The organism is Streptomyces flavofungini (genome assembly GCF_014650815.1).
Taxonomy (GTDB): Bacteria; Actinomycetota; Actinomycetes; order Streptomycetales; family Streptomycetaceae; genus Streptomyces; species Streptomyces flavofungini.
Map to the genome: position 1 here is coordinate 448981 of NZ_BMVR01000004.1, position 17235 is coordinate 466215.

14 protein-coding genes are annotated in these 17235 nt (G+C 72.0%); 7 read left to right on the forward strand and 7 right to left on the reverse strand.

Annotated elements, in window-relative coordinates:
• Positions 1–75: 75 nt before the first annotated feature.
• On the reverse strand, positions 76–843 hold the full coding sequence (map, locus tag IE274_RS12300) for a type I methionyl aminopeptidase (RefSeq protein ID WP_190115692.1): 768 nt from the start codon (positions 841–843) through the stop codon (positions 76–78).
• Positions 844–893: 50 nt separating this feature from the next.
• On the opposite strand from map, the gene IE274_RS12305 reads away from it, so the two are divergent.
• Entirely contained in the window at positions 894–1145 is a 252-nt protein-coding gene (locus IE274_RS12305) for a helix-turn-helix domain-containing protein (protein ID WP_190115693.1), read from the forward strand.
• Positions 1146–1181: 36 nt separating this feature from the next.
• Here IE274_RS12305 and IE274_RS12310 read toward each other — a convergent pair whose 3' ends face one another.
• From IE274_RS12310 to IE274_RS12320, 3 genes are all read right to left on the reverse strand, one after another.
• Positions 1182–1634, reverse strand: coding sequence for a MarR family winged helix-turn-helix transcriptional regulator (locus tag IE274_RS12310; RefSeq protein WP_190115918.1), 453 nt, complete (start codon positions 1632–1634; stop codon positions 1182–1184).
• The gene (locus IE274_RS12315; RefSeq protein ID WP_190115694.1) at positions 1634–3076 is read right to left on the reverse strand and encodes an MFS transporter; all 1443 of its coding nucleotides are present in this window, start codon (positions 3074–3076) and stop codon (positions 1634–1636) included. The genes IE274_RS12310 and IE274_RS12315 overlap by 1 nt, the downstream gene beginning before the upstream one ends.
• 89 nt (positions 3077–3165) lie before the next feature.
• Positions 3166–4356, reverse strand: coding sequence for a Cmx/CmrA family chloramphenicol efflux MFS transporter (locus IE274_RS12320; RefSeq protein ID WP_190115695.1), 1191 nt, complete (start codon positions 4354–4356; stop codon positions 3166–3168).
• Between the two features lie 446 nt (positions 4357–4802).
• On the opposite strand from IE274_RS12320, the gene IE274_RS12325 reads away from it, so the two are divergent.
• From IE274_RS12325 to IE274_RS12345, 5 genes are all read left to right on the forward strand, one after another.
• Positions 4803–6299, forward strand: coding sequence for an amino acid adenylation domain-containing protein (locus tag IE274_RS12325; protein ID WP_190115696.1), 1497 nt, complete (start codon positions 4803–4805; stop codon positions 6297–6299).
• Between the two features lie 237 nt (positions 6300–6536).
• Complete coding sequence (locus IE274_RS12330; protein ID WP_190115697.1) at positions 6537–7379, forward strand: nitrilase-related carbon-nitrogen hydrolase; 843 nt, start codon at positions 6537–6539, stop codon at positions 7377–7379.
• Positions 7376–8659, forward strand: a complete 1284-nt coding sequence (locus IE274_RS12335) for an aspartate aminotransferase family protein (RefSeq protein ID WP_190115698.1) — start codon at positions 7376–7378, stop codon at positions 8657–8659. Before IE274_RS12330 ends, IE274_RS12335 begins: the two co-directional genes overlap by 4 nt.
• A 91-nt stretch (positions 8660–8750) precedes the next feature.
• Positions 8751–10154 (forward strand): dihydropyrimidinase, encoded by a 1404-nt coding sequence (gene hydA, locus IE274_RS12340; protein WP_190115699.1) that lies wholly within the window; start codon positions 8751–8753, stop codon positions 10152–10154.
• A 48-nt stretch (positions 10155–10202) separates the two neighbouring features.
• Positions 10203–11219 (forward strand): TIGR03842 family LLM class F420-dependent oxidoreductase, encoded by a 1017-nt coding sequence (locus tag IE274_RS12345; protein ID WP_190115700.1) that lies wholly within the window; start codon positions 10203–10205, stop codon positions 11217–11219.
• An 81-nt stretch (positions 11220–11300) separates the two neighbouring features.
• Here IE274_RS12345 and IE274_RS12350 read toward each other — a convergent pair whose 3' ends face one another.
• The 3 genes from IE274_RS12350 to IE274_RS12360 all read right to left on the reverse strand — a co-directional run bounded on the left by IE274_RS12350 (position 11301) and on the right by IE274_RS12360 (position 15363).
• Entirely contained in the window at positions 11301–13187 is a 1887-nt protein-coding gene (locus tag IE274_RS12350) for a collagenase (RefSeq protein ID WP_190115701.1), read from the reverse strand.
• Between the two features lie 366 nt (positions 13188–13553).
• Entirely contained in the window at positions 13554–14273 is a 720-nt protein-coding gene (locus IE274_RS12355) for a GntR family transcriptional regulator (RefSeq protein WP_190115702.1), read from the reverse strand.
• Between the two features lie 151 nt (positions 14274–14424).
• Positions 14425–15363, reverse strand: coding sequence for a dihydrodipicolinate synthase family protein (locus IE274_RS12360; RefSeq protein WP_190115703.1), 939 nt, complete (start codon positions 15361–15363; stop codon positions 14425–14427).
• Positions 15364–15625: 262 nt separating this feature from the next.
• Between IE274_RS12360 and IE274_RS12365 the strand changes: the two genes are divergently transcribed.
• Positions 15626–17185, forward strand: a complete 1560-nt coding sequence (locus tag IE274_RS12365; RefSeq protein ID WP_190115704.1) for an NCS1 family nucleobase:cation symporter-1 — start codon at positions 15626–15628, stop codon at positions 17183–17185.
• Positions 17186–17235: the final 50 nt, after the last annotated feature.

A 17235-nucleotide genomic window follows, 5' to 3' on the forward strand; every position in this document is an offset into this window, starting at 1 on the left:
TTGCGCAGGACGAGAGGTCCGCGCCGCTCCGGTTCTCGGGCGGCGCGGACCTCTTCGCTCATGCGCGGGGGCTGCTCACAGGGCCGTCAGGATGCGCGGGCCCGCGTCCGTGATCGCCACCGTGTGCTCCACGTGGGCCGCGCGGCTGCCGTCGTCCGTGCGCAGCGTCCAGCCGTCCGGCGCCGCGTGATAGCCGTCCTTGCCGCTCGCGATCAGCATCGGCTCGATGGCGATCGCCATGCCGTGCCGCAGCGGGAAGCCGCGGCCGGGGCGGCCCTCGTTCGGCACCGACGGGTCCTCGTGCATGCTGCGGCCCACGCCGTGGCCGCCGAAGCCCTCCGGAATGCCGTACCCGGCGTCCCGGCAGACCGTGCCGACCGCGTGCGCGATGTCCCCGATGCGGTTGCCCACCACGGCCGCGGCGATGCCCGCCGCCAGGGCGCGCTCGGCGGTCTCGATCAGCAGGACGTCCTCGGGGCGCGGGGTGCCGACGATGAAGCTGATGGCCGAGTCGCCCACCCAGCCGTCCAGGCTCGCGCCGAAGTCCGCGGAGACCAGGTCTCCGTCGCGCAGGCGATAGCCGTCCGGGATGCCGTGCACGATCGCGTCGTTCACCGACGTGATCAGCGTGGCGGGGAAGGGGACCGGGGCGAACGCCGGGTGGTAGTGCAGGAACGGCGACGTGGCGCCCGCGTCCTTCAGGACCTGGTGCGCCACCTCGTCCAGGTCCCGCAGGACCACGCCGACGGCTGCCGCCTCGCGCACCGCCGTCAGGGCGCGCGCGACCACGCGCCCGGCCTCCCGCATGGCTTCGATGGATGTGTCTGTCTTGAGTTCGACCATGCCAATTACTATACCGGTATTTAAATGGGGTTCGGGGGTAGGGTGGGAACATGGTTCGAACCCCTTTGACGCCCGAAGAGCGCGAACGCGGCGAGCGGCTCGGCCGCCTGCTGCGCGCGGCTCGCGGTGAGCGGAGCATGGTGGAGGTCGCCGCGAGCGCCGGCATCTCGGCGGAGACGCTGCGCAAGATCGAGACGGGGCGGGCGCCGACGCCCGCCTTCTTCACCGTCGCGGCGCTCGCGGTGGCCCTGGAGCTGTCGATGGACGAGGTGGCCCGGGGGTGCGCGCTGATTCCCGTCTGAGGCCGCCCCGGCGCACTCGGTGCCGCGCGGTCGAGGTCAGCCGAGCAGTTTCGACACCACGCGGTCGAGGGCCTCGATGTCCTCGCGGTCCAGGGCGAGCAGGTCCTCCGGCGGGGCGGAGAGGATCGCGGCGGCGCGGGCGGCGGCCGCCTCGCCCTCGGCGGTCAGGCGGACCAGCTTGGCGCGCCGGTCGACCGGGTGGGGGACGCGTTCGGCGAAGCCGCGCCGCACCAGGTCGTCGACGATGACGGTGGTGTAGGGCGGGTCGGTGCTCATCCGCTGCGCCAACTCCCGCAGCGTGAGCGGGCCGGGGGCGATCCTGCGCAGGGCCCGGATGCGGCTGAAGCTCATGCCGAGCGCCTCGGCGACTTCCTTGCGGCGATTGTGGCGGTCCATCAGCAGGGTGTTCAGTCCCTGCCAGGCTCGCGTGGCCGCCCGCACGGTGGCGTCGTCCACCTGTCGGCCCGTGTCGTCGCCGGGGCGCTCCATCAAGTCTTCACCGTCGTTCTGGTCTCCTCGGCGGCCAACCGCTCCGCGGTGAGCCGGGCCGTGGACTGAGCCCAGCGGCCAGAGGTGAGCGTACCCAGCAGCAGGACCGCGCCGCCGCACCCGGCGATGATCCACCAGGCCGTCCGGCTCGCCTGGACGAAGGCCGCCGTGCCCGTGTGCGCGCCGGTCGCCATGAGCGCGCCGATGACCGCCACGCCGAGCGACTGGCCGAACTGGCGACAGGCCGAGGCCACCGCGGCGGCCACCCCGGACTGTGAGCGCGGCATCGCGGACACGGCGGTGTGGGAGATCGGGGCGGTGGCCATCCCGAAGCCGAGGCCGAACAGCGCGTAGGCGCAGAACAGCGGCGCCGCCGAGAGGTGGGCGGAATAGGTGAGCGCCTGCAGGACGGAGCTCGCGCACAGTGCGGCCCCGGCCGCCACCAGGGGCACACGGGGGCCCCGGGCCGCGAGGATCCGCCCGGACAGTGGCGCGCCGACCAGTGCCGTGATCGCCATGGGCAGCATGAACAGACCGGCGTGCAGCGGGTCGAGCCCCCGTACGTTCTGCAGGTACAGGGAGCTGACGAAGAGGAAGCCCCCCAGCGCGAAGAACGTGGCGGCAGCGATGACGGTCGCGCCCGCGAACGGAACCGAACGGAAGAACCGCAGGTCGATGAGGGGGTCGACGCGCCGGGGCTCGTAGCGCAGCAACCCGAGCAGCGCGCACAGCGCCGCGACCGCGCACCCGGCGACGAGCGGCGACGTCCAGCCCCTGACCGGCGACTCGATGATCGCGTACGTCACCGTGGCGAGCAGGACGACGACCAGGACCTGCCCGACCGGATCGGCGCGGCGGGGGCGCTCGGCGCGGGACTCCGGCACGTACCGCCGGGTCAGGGCGAGCGCGGCCAGGCCGATGGGTACGTTGATCCAGAAGATCGCCCGCCAGCCGGCCGACTCCACGAGCGCGCCGCCGATGATGGGCCCGGCGGCCATGCTGATCCCGACGACGCCGCCCCACACGCCGATCGCGCGGGCGCGCTCGCGGGAGTCGGAGAAGACGTCGCTGATGATCGACAGGGCGACGGGGTTGAGCATCGAACCGCCGATCGCCTGGAGCGCGCGTGCCGCGATCAGCCAGCCCAGGCCCGGGGCCGCGCTGCACAGCAGTGAGGCCGTGGTGAAGACCGCAAGGCCGACCTGGAAGACGCGCCGTCGGCCCACCCTGTCGGCGAGCGAGCCCGAGAACATCAGCAGGCTCGCCAGGACGAGGGTGTAGCCGTCGACCGTCCACTGCAAGCCGGACAGCGGGCTGTTCAGGTCCTGCTGGATGGACGGCAGCGCGACGTTCAGAGCGGTGACGTCGAGGCTGACGATCAGCAGGCTCAAGCAGCAGACGGCCAGCACCGACCAGCGTCCGCGAGAGGTGAGGTGGGTCATGAACGCCCCTGAAAAGTAGTTGTGTGTCTGTAATCATTACAACAGCATAACTAAATGTCGAGGGCGGCCTTCCGTCGCTGCCGGTGTCGTCAGTGTTGGCGCCGTTGGCGCCGCTGGCGGTGTTGGCGGTTCTGTCGGCGTTGTCGCGCGAGGAGCGCCGCCCCTGCCGCCAGGACCGCCGACGCCACGAACAGGGCGCCGACCCACAGGGGTGCGCGGTAGCCGAGGCCCGAGGAGATGGCCCTGCCGCCCGCCCAAGGCCCCACCGCCGCCCCCAGGTTGAAGGCCGCCGTGGCGAAGCCGCCCGCGAGCGTCGGTGCCGCCGTCGCCGCGTACAGCGCCCGTGCGATCAGGGTGGAGCCGACTGCGAACGACAGCATCCCCTGGATGAAGGCGAGGACGACCGCCGCCACCGGGTTGCCCGCCGTCAGCGCGAACACCACCCAGCCCGCGAGCAGCGCCGCCGTGCCGCCCGCCAGGAGCGGCACCGGACGCGTGTCGGCGAGCCGCCCGCCGATCGCGACCCCGACCGACGAGCCAAGACCGAACAGGGCGAGCAGCCCGGGCACCCACGCGTCGTCGATGCCGGACACGTGCGTGGCCAGCGGTTCCAGGTACGTGAAGACGCAGAACGTCGCACCGTTGACGAGCGCGCCGAGCAGCAGCGTCACCAGGAGCCCGGGGGAGCGCAGCGCCCGCAGTTCCGCGCGGACGCCGGTGTGCGCCGTGGTGGGAGTGGACGGCGGTACGGCCCGGGCGACGGCGACGACGGCGGGCACCGAGATCAGGGCCACCGCCCAGAACGCGGCGCGCCAGCCCCACAGTTGGCCCAGCAGCGCGCCGCCCGGCACGCCCGCGACACAGGCGAGGGTGGTGCCGCCGAGGAGGATCGACGTGGCCCGGCCCTTGGCGTCCGGCGCGACCAGGCTCGTCGCGGTGGTCAGGGCCACGGCCAGGAAACCGGCGTTCGCGAGCGCGCCGACGACGCGGGTGGCGAGCAGGACGGCGTAGCTGGTGGTCAGGGCGCCCACCACATGGACGAGCAGAAACGTGATGAGGAAGCCGAGGAGCGCGCGGCGGCGCGACCAGCGCAGGCTCAACACCGCCATCAGGGGCGCCCCCACGATCATTCCCACGGCGAACGCCGAGGTCAGCGAACCGGCAGCCGGGACCGACACCGCCATGTCGGCGGCGATGTCCGACACCAGGCCGGACAGCATGAACTCGGACGTGCCCTGGGCGAACACGGCGAGCCCGAGCAGATACAGGACGAATGGCACAGCGAGACTCCGCAAGCACTGAGAGGGTCCACGGGGCCCGCGGGCAGCCCTCGGCGGCGCGGCGAAGGCCGCGCTGGGGCCGCGCGGTTGCCGCGCGGGTGAGGAAGAGGGTGAAAGAGCAGTCCGTGACTACGGCACTGCGGCGATCCCGTGGCGGAGGGGCCGCGGAGCGACGGGAGGCGTCGGGCCCGGGAACGGCACGACGTCGGCGTCGCTGCGACGCGGCGGATGAGAACTCAAGGAGTCCGTGGAGCGGCCACCGGAGCGCCGGTGGCTAGCGTCTGTTCGCCTCGGGACTGGACATGTGCGCAGACTAACCACGTCTCCCGCCGCACGTCCAAGTAATTAATGAAGCCTTCGGAAAACCGCGTGTAGCCGTCCCGTAACCCATCTGGTGTTATCTTCCGGACCGGCAGACCCTAGTCTCCCAGGGGGCGGTGCCGACCATGGCAGTGGGACAACTCCCGGACGAGATCCGGGAGTTCGCAAAGTACTTGAACGATCTCCTGGCCCGGATCGACCGGGACGCCGGGTGGTGCGGGGTGTTCCTGTCCCGCGACCCCGACGGCATGCGGGCCTGTCTCGACGGCGCCGAGGTGCCGCCCTGGGACGTGGTGCAGGCGCTGCTCCACGATCTCGCGGCCGACGCCGGGGTGGGCGTCGCGCACGCGGAGACGGCGCGCGCACGGGCCCTGCACGCGGCGTCGGTGGCCGCGCACGACGACCGGCCCGGCACGCGGGAACTCCTCAGCGAGCGGCTCGACCTGATGCTCCAGGAGCAGCGGTTCGCCCTGGAGCGGCAGCAGGAGCTGGCGCGTGCTCTCGCCGTCGCGCCCACGCCCGACGACGTGGACCGCATCCACCTGGACCTGGCGTGGGTGCGCGACGACCACGAACGCGCCGCCGCGCGCTGCGGGGAGCTGCGCGCGCGCATCGACCGCCTGGACCGGGCGAGCGCGCCCCAGTGGGTGGACTTCGGGGGCCCCGGGCAGGAAGTCACGCCCCCCAGGGCGGAGTCGGGCCACCCCTCGGGCCATCCCTCGGACCACGCCTCGGACCAGTCCCGGGACGAGCACGCCCAGGCCGACCCGCCCGACCGGACCCCGCGCGTGCCCCACCAGTCCGACCCCCGCCGCCGTCCCCGGGGCGCTCGCTTCGCCGGGTTCGCCGGATTCGACGCCGATGAGGCGGACGGCGTGGGCGCCATCGACGTACCCCTGGCGGACGGGGCCCCGGTGGCGGACGGGCCGCCCGGCGCCCCCGGCGCTCCCCGCGGCGCGCGCTACGCCCAGGCCATGGACACCGCGCCGCGCGCCCCGAGGCGGACCAGGGCCGTGGAGCGGGCCGCCGCGGCCGACCGGGAGGCGGCCGACGCCCGTGCCGCCGCCGACGCGCACCTCGCGGACGAGCACCTCGCCGACGAGCGCGTCACCGTCGACGCCGTGCGGGCCCTGCTCCGGCTGCGCGGCGAGGGCCGCAGCGGGGAGGCGCACGGGGTGCTCGTCGAGGCGGCGGGGTGGCCCGCGGCCAGGCTCCCGCTGTTCGCCGAGGAGCTGCACCACGCGGGCCTCGCCGCGGACTGGGCGACCCTGCTGTGGGAGGCCGCGTCGCTGCCGCCCGACCGGCTCGTGGCCGTCGCGGACGCGCTCGCCGGGGCGGGCCGCGCGGAGGACTGCCGCAAGCTGCTGCGCCAGGGCGTGGCCCGGCCCGCCCCGGAGATCGCCGAGTCCCTGATCGCCCTCGCCGACGCGGGGCGCACCCGCGAGGCCCGGGCGCTGCTCGACGCGTTCGTCCTGGTCCGCAGCGCCGAGGACGTCGCGGCCTGCGCGCACACCGACCCGCCCCGGCTCATCCCGCAGCTCCTGGAGGCGGCGCGGGCGGCGTCGGACGAGCGCCACTGGGACCTCGTGCACGCCCTGCGCGTCGCGGGCTTCACCACCTGAGCCGTGCCGAGCCGCGTCGAGCCGTCCCGTGCCGCCCCCGGCCGACCCGAACGCGCCCCGGCGCCGCCCGCGCTCCAGCGGGTCGCGCCGTCACCCGCCCGGGTGTGAAACATGATCGACTCCGCCGCGTTACGACGATGGTCTTGGCAAGGCCGTCGATGGGGCTTACGTTCGTCTGTCTACGCAAGAAGTCTACGGGCGTAGAGGCTCTCTGACGTCCCGTCGAAGGAGCAGCTCATGGCCAATGTCGTACGCGCCGCACTGGTCCAGGCGACCTGGACCGGCGACACCGAATCCATGATCGCCAAGCACGAGGAGCACGCCCGCGAAGCCGCGCGGCAGGGCGCGCAGGTCATCGGTTTCCAAGAGGTCTTCAACGCTCCCTACTTCTGCCAGGTCCAGGAGAAGGAGCACTACCGCTGGGCGGAGCAGGTGCCGGACGGGCCCACCGTGCGCCGCATGCAGGACCTCGCGCGCGAGACCGGCATGGTGATCGTGGTGCCGGTCTTCGAGGTCGAACAGGCCGGTTTCTACTACAACACGGCCGCGGTGATCGACGCCGACGGCAGCTATCTGGGCAAGTACCGCAAGCATCACATCCCCCAAGTCAAGGGATTCTGGGAGAAGTTCTACTTCAGGCCGGGCAACATCGGCTGGCCCGTCTTCGACACCGCCGTCGGCCGCGTCGGCGTCTACATCTGCTACGACCGCCACTTCCCCGAGGGCTGGCGCCAGTTGGGCCTCAACGGCGCCCAAATCGTCTACAACCCGTCGGCCACCTCGCGCGGTCTGTCCGCCTATCTGTGGCAGCTGGAGCAGCCCGCGGCAGCCGTCGCCAACGAGTACTTCATCGCCGCGATCAACCGCGTCGGCCAGGAGGAGTACGGCGACAACGACTTCTACGGCACGAGTTACTTCGTGGACCCGCGCGGGCAGTTCGTCGGCGAGACGGCGAGCGACAAGGCGGAGGAACTCGTCGTGCGCGACCTCGACTTCGACCTGATCGACGAGGTCCGCGAACAGTGGGCGTTCTACCGGGACCGCCGCCCGGACGCGTACGAAGGGCTGGTCAACCCGTGAAGGATCTCTACGCCCGGCACCGGGCCGTGCTGCCGGACTGGCTCGCGCTCTACTACGACGAGCCCGTCGAGCTGACTCACGGCGAGGGCCGCCACGTCTGGGACGCCGCGGGCCGGCGCTACCTCGACTTCTTCGGCGGCATCCTCACCACCATGACCGCGCACGCGCTGCCCGACGTCACCAAGGCCGTCGCCGAGCAGGCCGGCCGGATCATCCACAGCTCCACGCTCTATCTGAACCGCCCGATGGTCGACCTCGCCGAGCGCGTCGCGGCCCTGTCCGGCATCCCCGACGCCCGCGTGTTCTTCACGACGTCGGGCACCGAGGCCAACGACACGGCGCTGCTCCTCGCCACCGCGCACCGCCGCTCCAACCAGATCCTGGCGATGCGCAACAGCTACCACGGCCGCTCCTTCACCTCGGTCGGCATCACCGGCAACCAGTCCTGGTCGCCCACGAGCCTGTCGCCGCTGCAGACGCTGTACGTCCACGGCGGCGTCCGCTCCCGGGGCCCCTACGCCGCCCTGAGCGACGCCGAGTTCACCGCGGCCTGCGTCGCGGACCTGCGGGACATGCTCGGTCAGTCCCGCGGCGGCGTCGCGGCGCTCATCGCCGAGCCGATCCAGGGCGTCGGCGGCTTCACCTCGCCGCCCGACGGCCTGTACGCCGCCTTCCGCGAGGTCCTCGCCGAGCACGGCATCCTGTGGATCGCCGACGAGGTGCAGACCGGCTGGGGCCGCACCGGCGACCACTTCTGGGGCTGGCAGGCGCACGCCGCGGCCGGACCGCCGGACCTGCTCACCTTCGCCAAGGGCATCGGCAACGGCATGTCCATCGGCGGCGTCGTCGGCCGCGCCGAGATCATGAACTCCCTGGACGCCAACTCCATCTCCACCTTCGGCGGCTCGCCCGTCACCATGGCCGCGGGCCTCGCCAACCTCTCGTACCTCCTGGAACACGACCTCCAGGGCAACGCGCGCCGCGTCGGCGGGCTGCTCATCGAGCGGCTGCGGGCCGTCTGCGCCCAGCTCCCGGTGGTCCGCGAGGTGCGTGGCCGGGGCCTGATGATCGGCATCGAGCTGGTCAGGCCCGGCACGGAAGAGGCGAATCCGCAGGCCGCCGCGGCCGTCCTGGAGGCGGCCCGTGAGGGCGGGCTGCTCATCGGCAAGGGCGGCGGGCACAGCACCAGCGTGCTGCGCGTCGCCCCGCCGCTGTCGCTGACCGTCGCCGAGGCCGAGGAGGGCGCCGCCATCCTGGAGCGGGCCCTGCGGAGCGTCTAGGCCGCGACCGGCCCCGTGCGCGGGCTCGCCCCGTGTCCGCACACCGGGCGCACTCGCGTACCCCCGTACGTACGAAAGGGAGCGCACCACCATGAGTACCCGCACCCTGATCCGCGGCGGTCTCGTCATCACCGCCGCCGAGGAGCTGCACGCCGACGTCCTGATCGAGGACGGCCGGATCGCGGCGCTCGCCGCGCGCGGCACCCAGGCCGCCGCGGCCTGGAGCGCGGACCGCGTCATCGACGCGAGCGACAAGTACGTCATCCCGGGCGGCGTCGACGCGCACACCCACATGGAGCTGCCGTTCGGCGGCACCTTCGCGTCGGACTCCTTCGAGACCGGCACCCGCGCCGCCGCCTGGGGCGGCACCACCACCATCGTCGACTTCGCCGTCCAGACCGTCGGCCGGGCGCTGCGCGAGGGCCTGGACGCCTGGTACGCGAAGGCCGACGGCAAGTGCGCGATCGACTACGCCTTCCACATGATCCTGTCCGACGTCAACGACCGGACGCTGAAGGAGATGGACCTGCTCGTGGAGGAGGGCATCACCTCCTTCAAGCTCTTCATGGCCTACCCGGGCGTCTTCTACAGCGACGACGGGCAGATCCTGCGCGCCATGCAGCGCTCCGCCGCCAACGGCGGGCTGATCATGATGCACGCCGAGAACGGCATCGCCATCGACGTGCTCGTGGAGCAGGCCCTCCAGCGCGGCGAGACGGACCCGCGCCACCACGGCGAGGTCCGCAAGGTCATCCTGGAGGCCGAGGCCACGCACCGCGCCATCCAGCTCGCCCGGGTCGCGGGCGCCCCGCTGTACGTCGTGCACGTCTCCGCCGAGGAGGCCGTCGCGGAGCTGGCGGCCGCGCGGGACAAGGGACTCGACGTGTTCGGGGAGACCTGCCCGCAGTATCTGTTCCTGTCCACTGACAACCTCGCCGAGCCGGACTTCGAGGGCGCCAAGTACGTCTGCTCGACGCCGCTGCGCCCGCGCGAGCACCAGGCGGCGCTCTGGCGGGGCCTGAGGACCAACGACCTCCAGGTGGTCTCCACCGACCACTGCCCGTTCTGCTTCACCGGCCAGAAGGAGCTGGGCCGAGGCGACTTCTCCAAGATCCCCAACGGTCTGCCCGGCGTCGAGAACCGCATGGACCTGCTGCACCAGGCCGTCCTCGACGGGCACCTCACCCGGCGCCGCTGGATCGAGATCGCCTGCGCCACCCCGGCCCGCATGTTCGGCCTCTACCCGAAGAAGGGCACCATCGCCCCCGGCGCCGACGCGGACGTCGTCATCTACGACCCCGTGGCGCCGCAGACCATCTCGGCGGCCACCCACCACATGAACGTCGACTACTCCGCGTACGAGGGAAAGCAGGTCACCGGCCGCGTCGAGACCGTCCTGTCGCGCGGCGAACTCGTCATCGACCAGCGAGAGTTCACCGGCCGCGCCGGACACGGCCTGTACACCCCGCGCGCCACCTGCCAGTACCTGAGCTGACCTGCCGCCCGCGCCGGTCACTCATCTGAACCAGCAAGGAGGTCCCTCGTGGATTTCGGACTCGTCCTGCAGACCGACCCGCCCGCGTCCGCCGTGGTCGGCCTGATGCGCCGCGCCGAGCGGTGCGGGTTCCGCTACGGCTGGACGTTCGACTCGGCGGTCCTGTGGCAGGAGCCGTTCGTGATCTACAGCCGGATCCTGGAGCACACCGAACACCTCACCGTCGGCCCGATGGTGACCAACCCGGGCACCAGGACCTGGGAGGTCACCGCCTCCACCTTCGCCACGCTCAACGACATGTACGGCAACCGCACCGTGTGCGGCATCGGCCGCGGCGACTCCGCGATGCGGGTCGCGGGCCGCAAGCCCAACACCCTGGCCCGCCTCGGCGCGTGCATCGACGTCGTCCGCGACCTCGCCGAGGGCCGGGAGGCGGACGTCGACGGGCGGACCCTGCGCATCCCGTGGGTGCGGGACGGCAAGCTGCCGGTGTGGATGGCCGCGTACGGGCCCAAGGCACTCGCCCTCGCCGGCCAGAAGGCCGACGGGTTCATCCTGCAGCTCGCCGACCCGTTCCTGACGGAGTGGATGGTCAAGGCGGTGCGGGCCGCGGCCGCGGCGGCGGGCCGTGATCCGTCGGCGGTGAAGATCTGTGTGGCGGCGCCCGCCTATCTCACCGACGACGACTCGCCGGCGGCCCTGGCGCACGCCCGGGACGAGTGCCGTTGGTTCGGCGGCATGGTGGGCAATCACGTGGCCGACCTGGTGGCCAAGTACGGGGAGCACTCGGGTCTGGTGCCGGAGGCGCTGACCGACTACATCAAGGCCCGTGAGGGGTACGACTACGCCCACCACGGCCGGACCGGCAACCCGGACACCGCCTTCGTGCCCGACGAGATCGTGGACCGCTTCTGCGTCATCGGTACGGCCGAGCAACACCGGGAGAAACTGGCGACGTTGCGGGACCTGGGGGTCGACCAGTTCGCGGTGTACGCGATGCACGACGCCCGCGAGCAGGTCATCGACGGGTACGGCAGCACGGTCATCCCCGCGTTCGGGGAATGACCGTGCCGGTCCGGTGCGGCCGACGCGCAGGCGGACGCCGTTGTCCGCCTGCGCGCCGTGTCCTTCAGAGCTGATGAATCGTCAGCTCCGGGCGCTGGGGCGGGTTCCGCAGTCGCCCGCGGCGCACTTGTCCAGCCAGTTCGCGAAGTCCGCGTCGTAGCGGGTGCCGATGGTGTTCGTCAGCAGGGTGCGGGCCGCGGCCCAGTCGCCCTTGCGGTAGTGGCCGAGCAGGGCCGTCACGTCCTGGGGGTGCGACTGGACCAGGTAACGGACCGCCAGATAGCCCCAGTTGTAGATCCGCGTGGAGTCGGCGTTGTCGTAGGTGGTGTCGAAGAGCGTGCTGAGCCGGTACGTCTTCTTGCCCGCCTGCTTGATCGCGTCGTCATAGGTGACCTTGCGGTACGAGTAGGAGATGTACTCGGCGAAGCCCTCCACCCACATCACGGTCGGCGTCTTCATGCCCTCCGCGAAGTCGCCGTACATGTTGAAGCGGCCGTCGAGGTAGTGCGTGTACTCGTGGTTGAGGTTCCAGATCTGGAAGTCGGGGCGCAGCCACTCCGCCTCGTACGCGATGAACCGCGGCAGGTTGCCCGCCTGGGCCGGGTTGCCCTCCAGGTACATGCCGCCGTTGTTGGTGTCGATGCCGAAGATGATGCCCGCGTACGTCTTGTAGTCGGCGCTGGAGTCGAACGCGACGACTTCGAGCGTGGTGTTGTTGTCGTTGGCGACCGGGCCGTTGTCCTTGGCCACGCCGTGGAAGTAGGAGTCCTGGGCGAGCAGGCTGGAGCAGGCGGAGCCCAGCTCGGTGGACGTCATCTGCTGGGCGACGATCCGCAGGCTCGGGGCGCAGGTGTGCTTGACCGTCAGGACGGCGTCACGCACGCGGTTCTGCAGGTCGCAGGTGTTGTAGTACGAGCAGTTGTCCTTGTCGTACGCGTCCGTCATCTCGGCCAGGCCCACCCACAGCGGGGCGGTGCGGCCGGTGATCCGGCTGCGGTCGAGGAGCTGCTTGACCAACTGCGGTACGAGTCCGCCGAATTGCTCGTGCCGCAGGAAGCGGCCCAGCTCGCGCCCGGCATTGGAGGTGAGGTACGACTTGTCGGTGCCGAGCAGGTCGTCGTGCGCGACGGCGAAGTCCCGCAGCTGGGTCAGGACGCTCTGGTCGGCCTGCACGGCGGCCACGAACTCCGGCAGCTGGTGCCCGCGGAACAGCACCGTGTAGGTGTTGTTGACCGCCACGACCATCCACCAGTGGGCGTTGTACGAGGAGTTGTAGCCGTTCAGGAGCCGCTTGACGACGTTCAGGAAGCGGGCGTTCTCACCCGAGCTGTCGATCAGGGTGACCGTCTCGGCCAGCGTCTCGCCGTTCGCCTCGCTGACGTCGAAGGCCCGCGACGAGCCGAAGAACGTGTCCAGGCCGCCCTGGACGGCGCTCTTGAGCGCGGGACCGTAGTCGCCGACGTTGTCCGGGTCGCCCCACTGCACGTAGTAGCCGGCGCGCAGGTAGAGGACCACCTGCGTGATCGAACCGCTGTTGTTCCCCGGGTAGTTGGCGGCGGTGTCGCGCAGCGCGTGGGACACCGTGACCATCTGCTCCTCGCGGAAGAGGGCCCGGGCGTCCGAACCGGACACGGTGAACAGCGTGTTGACGCAGCTCGTCTCCGCGGACTTGATCTGCTGGACCAGGGCGCTGCCGGTCTTCGAGGTGAAGTCGGAGACGTTGCAGGCCGCCTTCGGGGCGCTGCGGGCCGCCTTGGGCGCCTGCTTGACGGTGTGCGTCGGCGGGCGCTTCGAGGGGTCCTTGGGTGGCCTGGCCGCGTGCTCCGCCTCCTTGGCCCGCAGGTCCTCGGTCGAGGTGGGGGTGGCGGGCGAAGGGGCGGTGCCCGGGCGCGGCGCGGGCGCCTTGGCCTCGGTGCCCGCCGCTGCCCCCTGGCCGGTGAAGGCCACCAGGGTGAGGCCCAGACACATCACGAGGGCCGATATCAGGAGCCGGGCAAGGGGGGTTCTCGGTGCTGGGGACTGCTGTGGTGGTGACGTCCGATTCAAAGTGCCCTCCGGGCGGTCGGCAGCCGTACAAGAGGCACGGCCGTGGGGGGTGCGCGAACCGTGGCGACAGCCGAGGGGTGCTGAGCTGCGCGGACCCCTTGAACTGTCATGCCCACGAAGAATGCGTGACATGTAATATTGCACACATCACATGGCCAGAGGAAGCCTTCTGCGGGCCTGGGGAGAGATTGACGCAGCGTCACATCTGGTGCGGTGGACGAGTGTTGCGCACCCGGATGCGGCTGTGGCGCCGCACGAGCGGCGCCACAGGACTGGGTCGGGCCGGGGTCAGCGGGCGGTGCCGAGCCCGCCCCGGCGGGGGCGCTTGGCGGGTTCCTGGGGCTGACGCCCCTTCGCCCACAGGTTCCGCACGTGGCCGAGGTGGCGCGTCATGCACTTCTCGGCGCCCTTGGCGTCACCGGCCAGCATCAGGTCGAGGAGTTCGATGTGCTCCTCGGCCGACGGCAGCAGTTCGCCGCGCTCGTCCAGGCCCGTCAGGCCGTACAGCCGGGAGCGCTTGCGCAGATCGCTGACGGCCTCCACCAGCCGCTCGTTGCCCGCCAGGGCGAGCAGCGACAGGTGGAACCGGCGGTCCGCCTCCAGATAGCCGATGACGTCGTGGACGCGGGCGGCGCGGACGATCTCCTCGGCCACCTCGCGCAGCGCCTCCAGGTCCTCGCGGGCGGCGGTGCGCGTGATGCGGCCGACCGTGGGGACCTCGATCAGGGTGCGGATCTCCGTGTACTGGTCGAGGTCCTTCTCGTTGACCTCGGTGACGCGGAAGCCCTTGTTGCGGACCGGCTCGACCATGCCCTCGCGCGCCAGGTCGAGCATCGCCTCGCGCACCGGCGTCGCCGAGACGCCGAAGTCCTCGGCGAGCGCGGGCGCCGAGTAGACCTCGCCGGGCTTGAGTTCGCCGGAGATCAGGGCCGCGCGCAGCGCGTTCGCCACCTGGTCGCGCAGGCGCTCGCGGGTGGTGATGAGGTCGCGCTGAGTCAGATGGCCCATGGCGGTGGTGATCCCTTCGTGCCTGCGCCCCGCGCCTTCGTGGCCGAGCGGATCACCAGCGTACAATGTCACGTTGTTTTCGCAGCTGAGCGGGCGAGGACGGGGGCTCTCGGGGCCCCGGGGCTCCCTGGCCCGCGTTCCCGGGCGGGCCTCAGCGGTGGCCGTCGGCGACCGCCTTCTCGGTGGCGGCGCGCACCGCCTGCCCGGCCGCGCCCGACAGGGGCAGGCGCGGCGGGCGGGTCGGGCCGCCGTGACGGCCCGCGAGGTCCATGGAGAGTTTGACGGCCTGGACGAACTCGGTCCGGGAGTCCCAACGCAGCAGCGAGTGCAGGGACTTGTACAGGGGGAGGGCACGCTCCAGGTCACCGGCGGTCGCGGCGCGGTACAGCTCGGCGCAGGAGGCCGGGAAGGCGTTCGGGTACCCGGCGATCCAGCCGACCGCGCCCGCGACGGCCAGTTCGAGCAGCACGTCGTCGGCGCCGACCAGGAGGTCCAGGTCCGGGGCGAGCTCGGCGAGTTCATAGGCCCGGCGGACATCGCCGCTGAACTCCTTGACGGCGACGATGTGCCCGGCCGCGTGCAACTCGGCGAGCAGCGCGGGGACCAGGTCGACCTTGGTGTCGACCGGGTTGTTGTACGCGACGACCGGCAGGCCCGCCGCGGCGACCTCCGCGTAGTGGGCGCGCACGGCGTCGGCGTCCGCGCGGTAGGCGTTCGGCGGCAGCAGCAGGACGCTCCCGCACCCCGCTTCGGCCGCGTGCTCGGCCCAGCGGCGGGACTCGGCACTGCCGTACGCGGCCACACCCGGCATGACCCGGGCGCCGTCGCCCGCCGCCTCCACGGCGACCCGCACTACTTGGGCGCGTTCCTCGGGCGTCAGCGTCTGGTACTCGCCGAGCGAACCGTTGGGCACGACGCCGGCGCAGCCGCCGTCGATCAGGAAGCGGACGTGGTCGGCGTACGCGTCGTAGTCGACGGTGCGGTCGGCGCGCAGGGGGAGGGCGGTGGCGACCATGATGCCGCGCCAGGGTCGGGCGGGGCTCCAGGAGGCGTCGGGGGTGCCGGAGGGGTCGGTCGTGCCGGTGCTCATGGGGACTCCAGACGGGTGCGGGGCGACGCGCGGAGCGGTTCTCATGGGGACCTCAGTAATATTTCACATGGCACCGGAGCTGCCAAGAGGGTGCGCAGGGGCGCGCGGGGGCGGCGTGGGGGCTGAGCCGACGGCCGGGCCGCCCCTCCAGCGGCGCCCCGTGTCAACAGGTCACAGGTGTACCGCCGAGCACGGTGTTCGGGGCATCCTGTTGGCTTCCGCACGGCCCCTGGTACCCCTCCTTCCAGCGAAGGGCCTGCCCATGACCGACACCGTCCCCCCGGGGCCGCCCACCGCCCCCGCCGGTCCACCCGCGGGAGCGCCCGCCCAACGCACCGCCCCCGACGGCCGCGTAGAGCTGCTGCCCGGCGCCTACCCCCACGACAGCCGCTTCGCCAACGACGACCTCAAGCCGATCCCGCTCGCCGAACGCCGCTGGTCCACCTACAACTTCGCGGCCCTGTGGGTGGGCATGGCCCACAACATCCCGTCCTGGACGCTCGCCTCCGGCCTGGTCGCGCTCGGCATGGACTGGAAGCAGGCCGTCCTCACCATCGCGGTCGCCAATGTCGTCGTGCTGCTCCCGATGCTGCTCACCGGGCACGCGGGTCCCAAGTACGGCATCCCGTTCCCGGTGCTCGCGCGCGCCTCCTTCGGGCTGCGCGGCGCGAACCTGCCCGCCCTGATCCGGGCCGCCGTCGCCTGCGGCTGGTTCGGCATCCAGACCTGGATCGGCGGACAGGGCATCTTCGTCCTCCTCAACGAGGTCTTCGGCGGCGCGTGGGCCGACGCCTCGCACATCGGCGGGTACCCGTGGACGCTGTGGCTGTGCTTCGTGGCGTTCTGGGCCCTCCAACTCGCCATCATCCACCGGGGGATGGAGACGCTGCGGCGGTTCGAGAACTGGGCGGCGCCCTTCGTGCTCGTCGGCGCGGTCGTGCTGCTCGTCTGGATCTCCGGCAAGGCGGGCGGGCTCGGGCCGCTGCTCGACCAGCCGTCGCGGCTCGGCTGGGGCGCGGACTTCTGGCCGGTGTTCTTCCCCGCGCTCATGGGGATGATCGGCTTCTGGTCCACGCTGTCCCTGAACATCCCGGACTTCACCCGCTTCGGGAAGGGCCAGCGCGCGCAGGTGTGGGGCCAGACCCTGGGCCTGCCCACCACGATGACGGCCTTCGCGCTGCTCTCCGTCCTCGTCACGTCCGGCTCGCAGGCCGTGTACGGGGAGCCCGTCTGGGAGCCCGTGGACCTCGCCGCCAAGGCCGACAACGTCTTCGGGCTGCTGTTCGCGCTGGTGACGGTGCTCGTCGCGACGGTCTCCGTGAACATCTCGGCGAACGTCGTCTCGCCCGCGTACGACCTCGCGAACCTGGCGCCCCGGCTCATCACCTTCCGTACCGGCGCGCTGATCACGGGCGTCGTGGGCGTCCTGATCTTCCCCTGGAAGCTGATCGAGACGCCCGAGCTGTACATCTACGTCTGGCTCGGCGTGGTCGGCGGCCTGCTGGGCACGGTGGCGGGCGTCCTCATCGCGGACTACTGGGTCGTGCGCCGGACCGCCCTCGACCTCGCCGACCTCTACCGGCAGGACGGGCGCTACTGGTACGCGGGCGGCTGGAACTGGCGGGCCGTCGCCGCCTTCGCCGTGGGCGGGGTGCTCGCCGTCGGCGGCTCGCACTCCGACCCGGGGAAGGGGCCGTTCCCCGACGACGGCATCGTCTCCTTCCTCAAGCCGCTGGCCGACTACGGGTGGGCCGTGGGGCTCGGGGCGGCGTTCGTGGTGTACCTCGCGCTGATGTGGTCGCGCCGGGAGCACGCGAAGTAGGGGGGCGGTAGCGGCCACGGGAAACAAGGTCTTTGGCAGGCAGGGGAGTC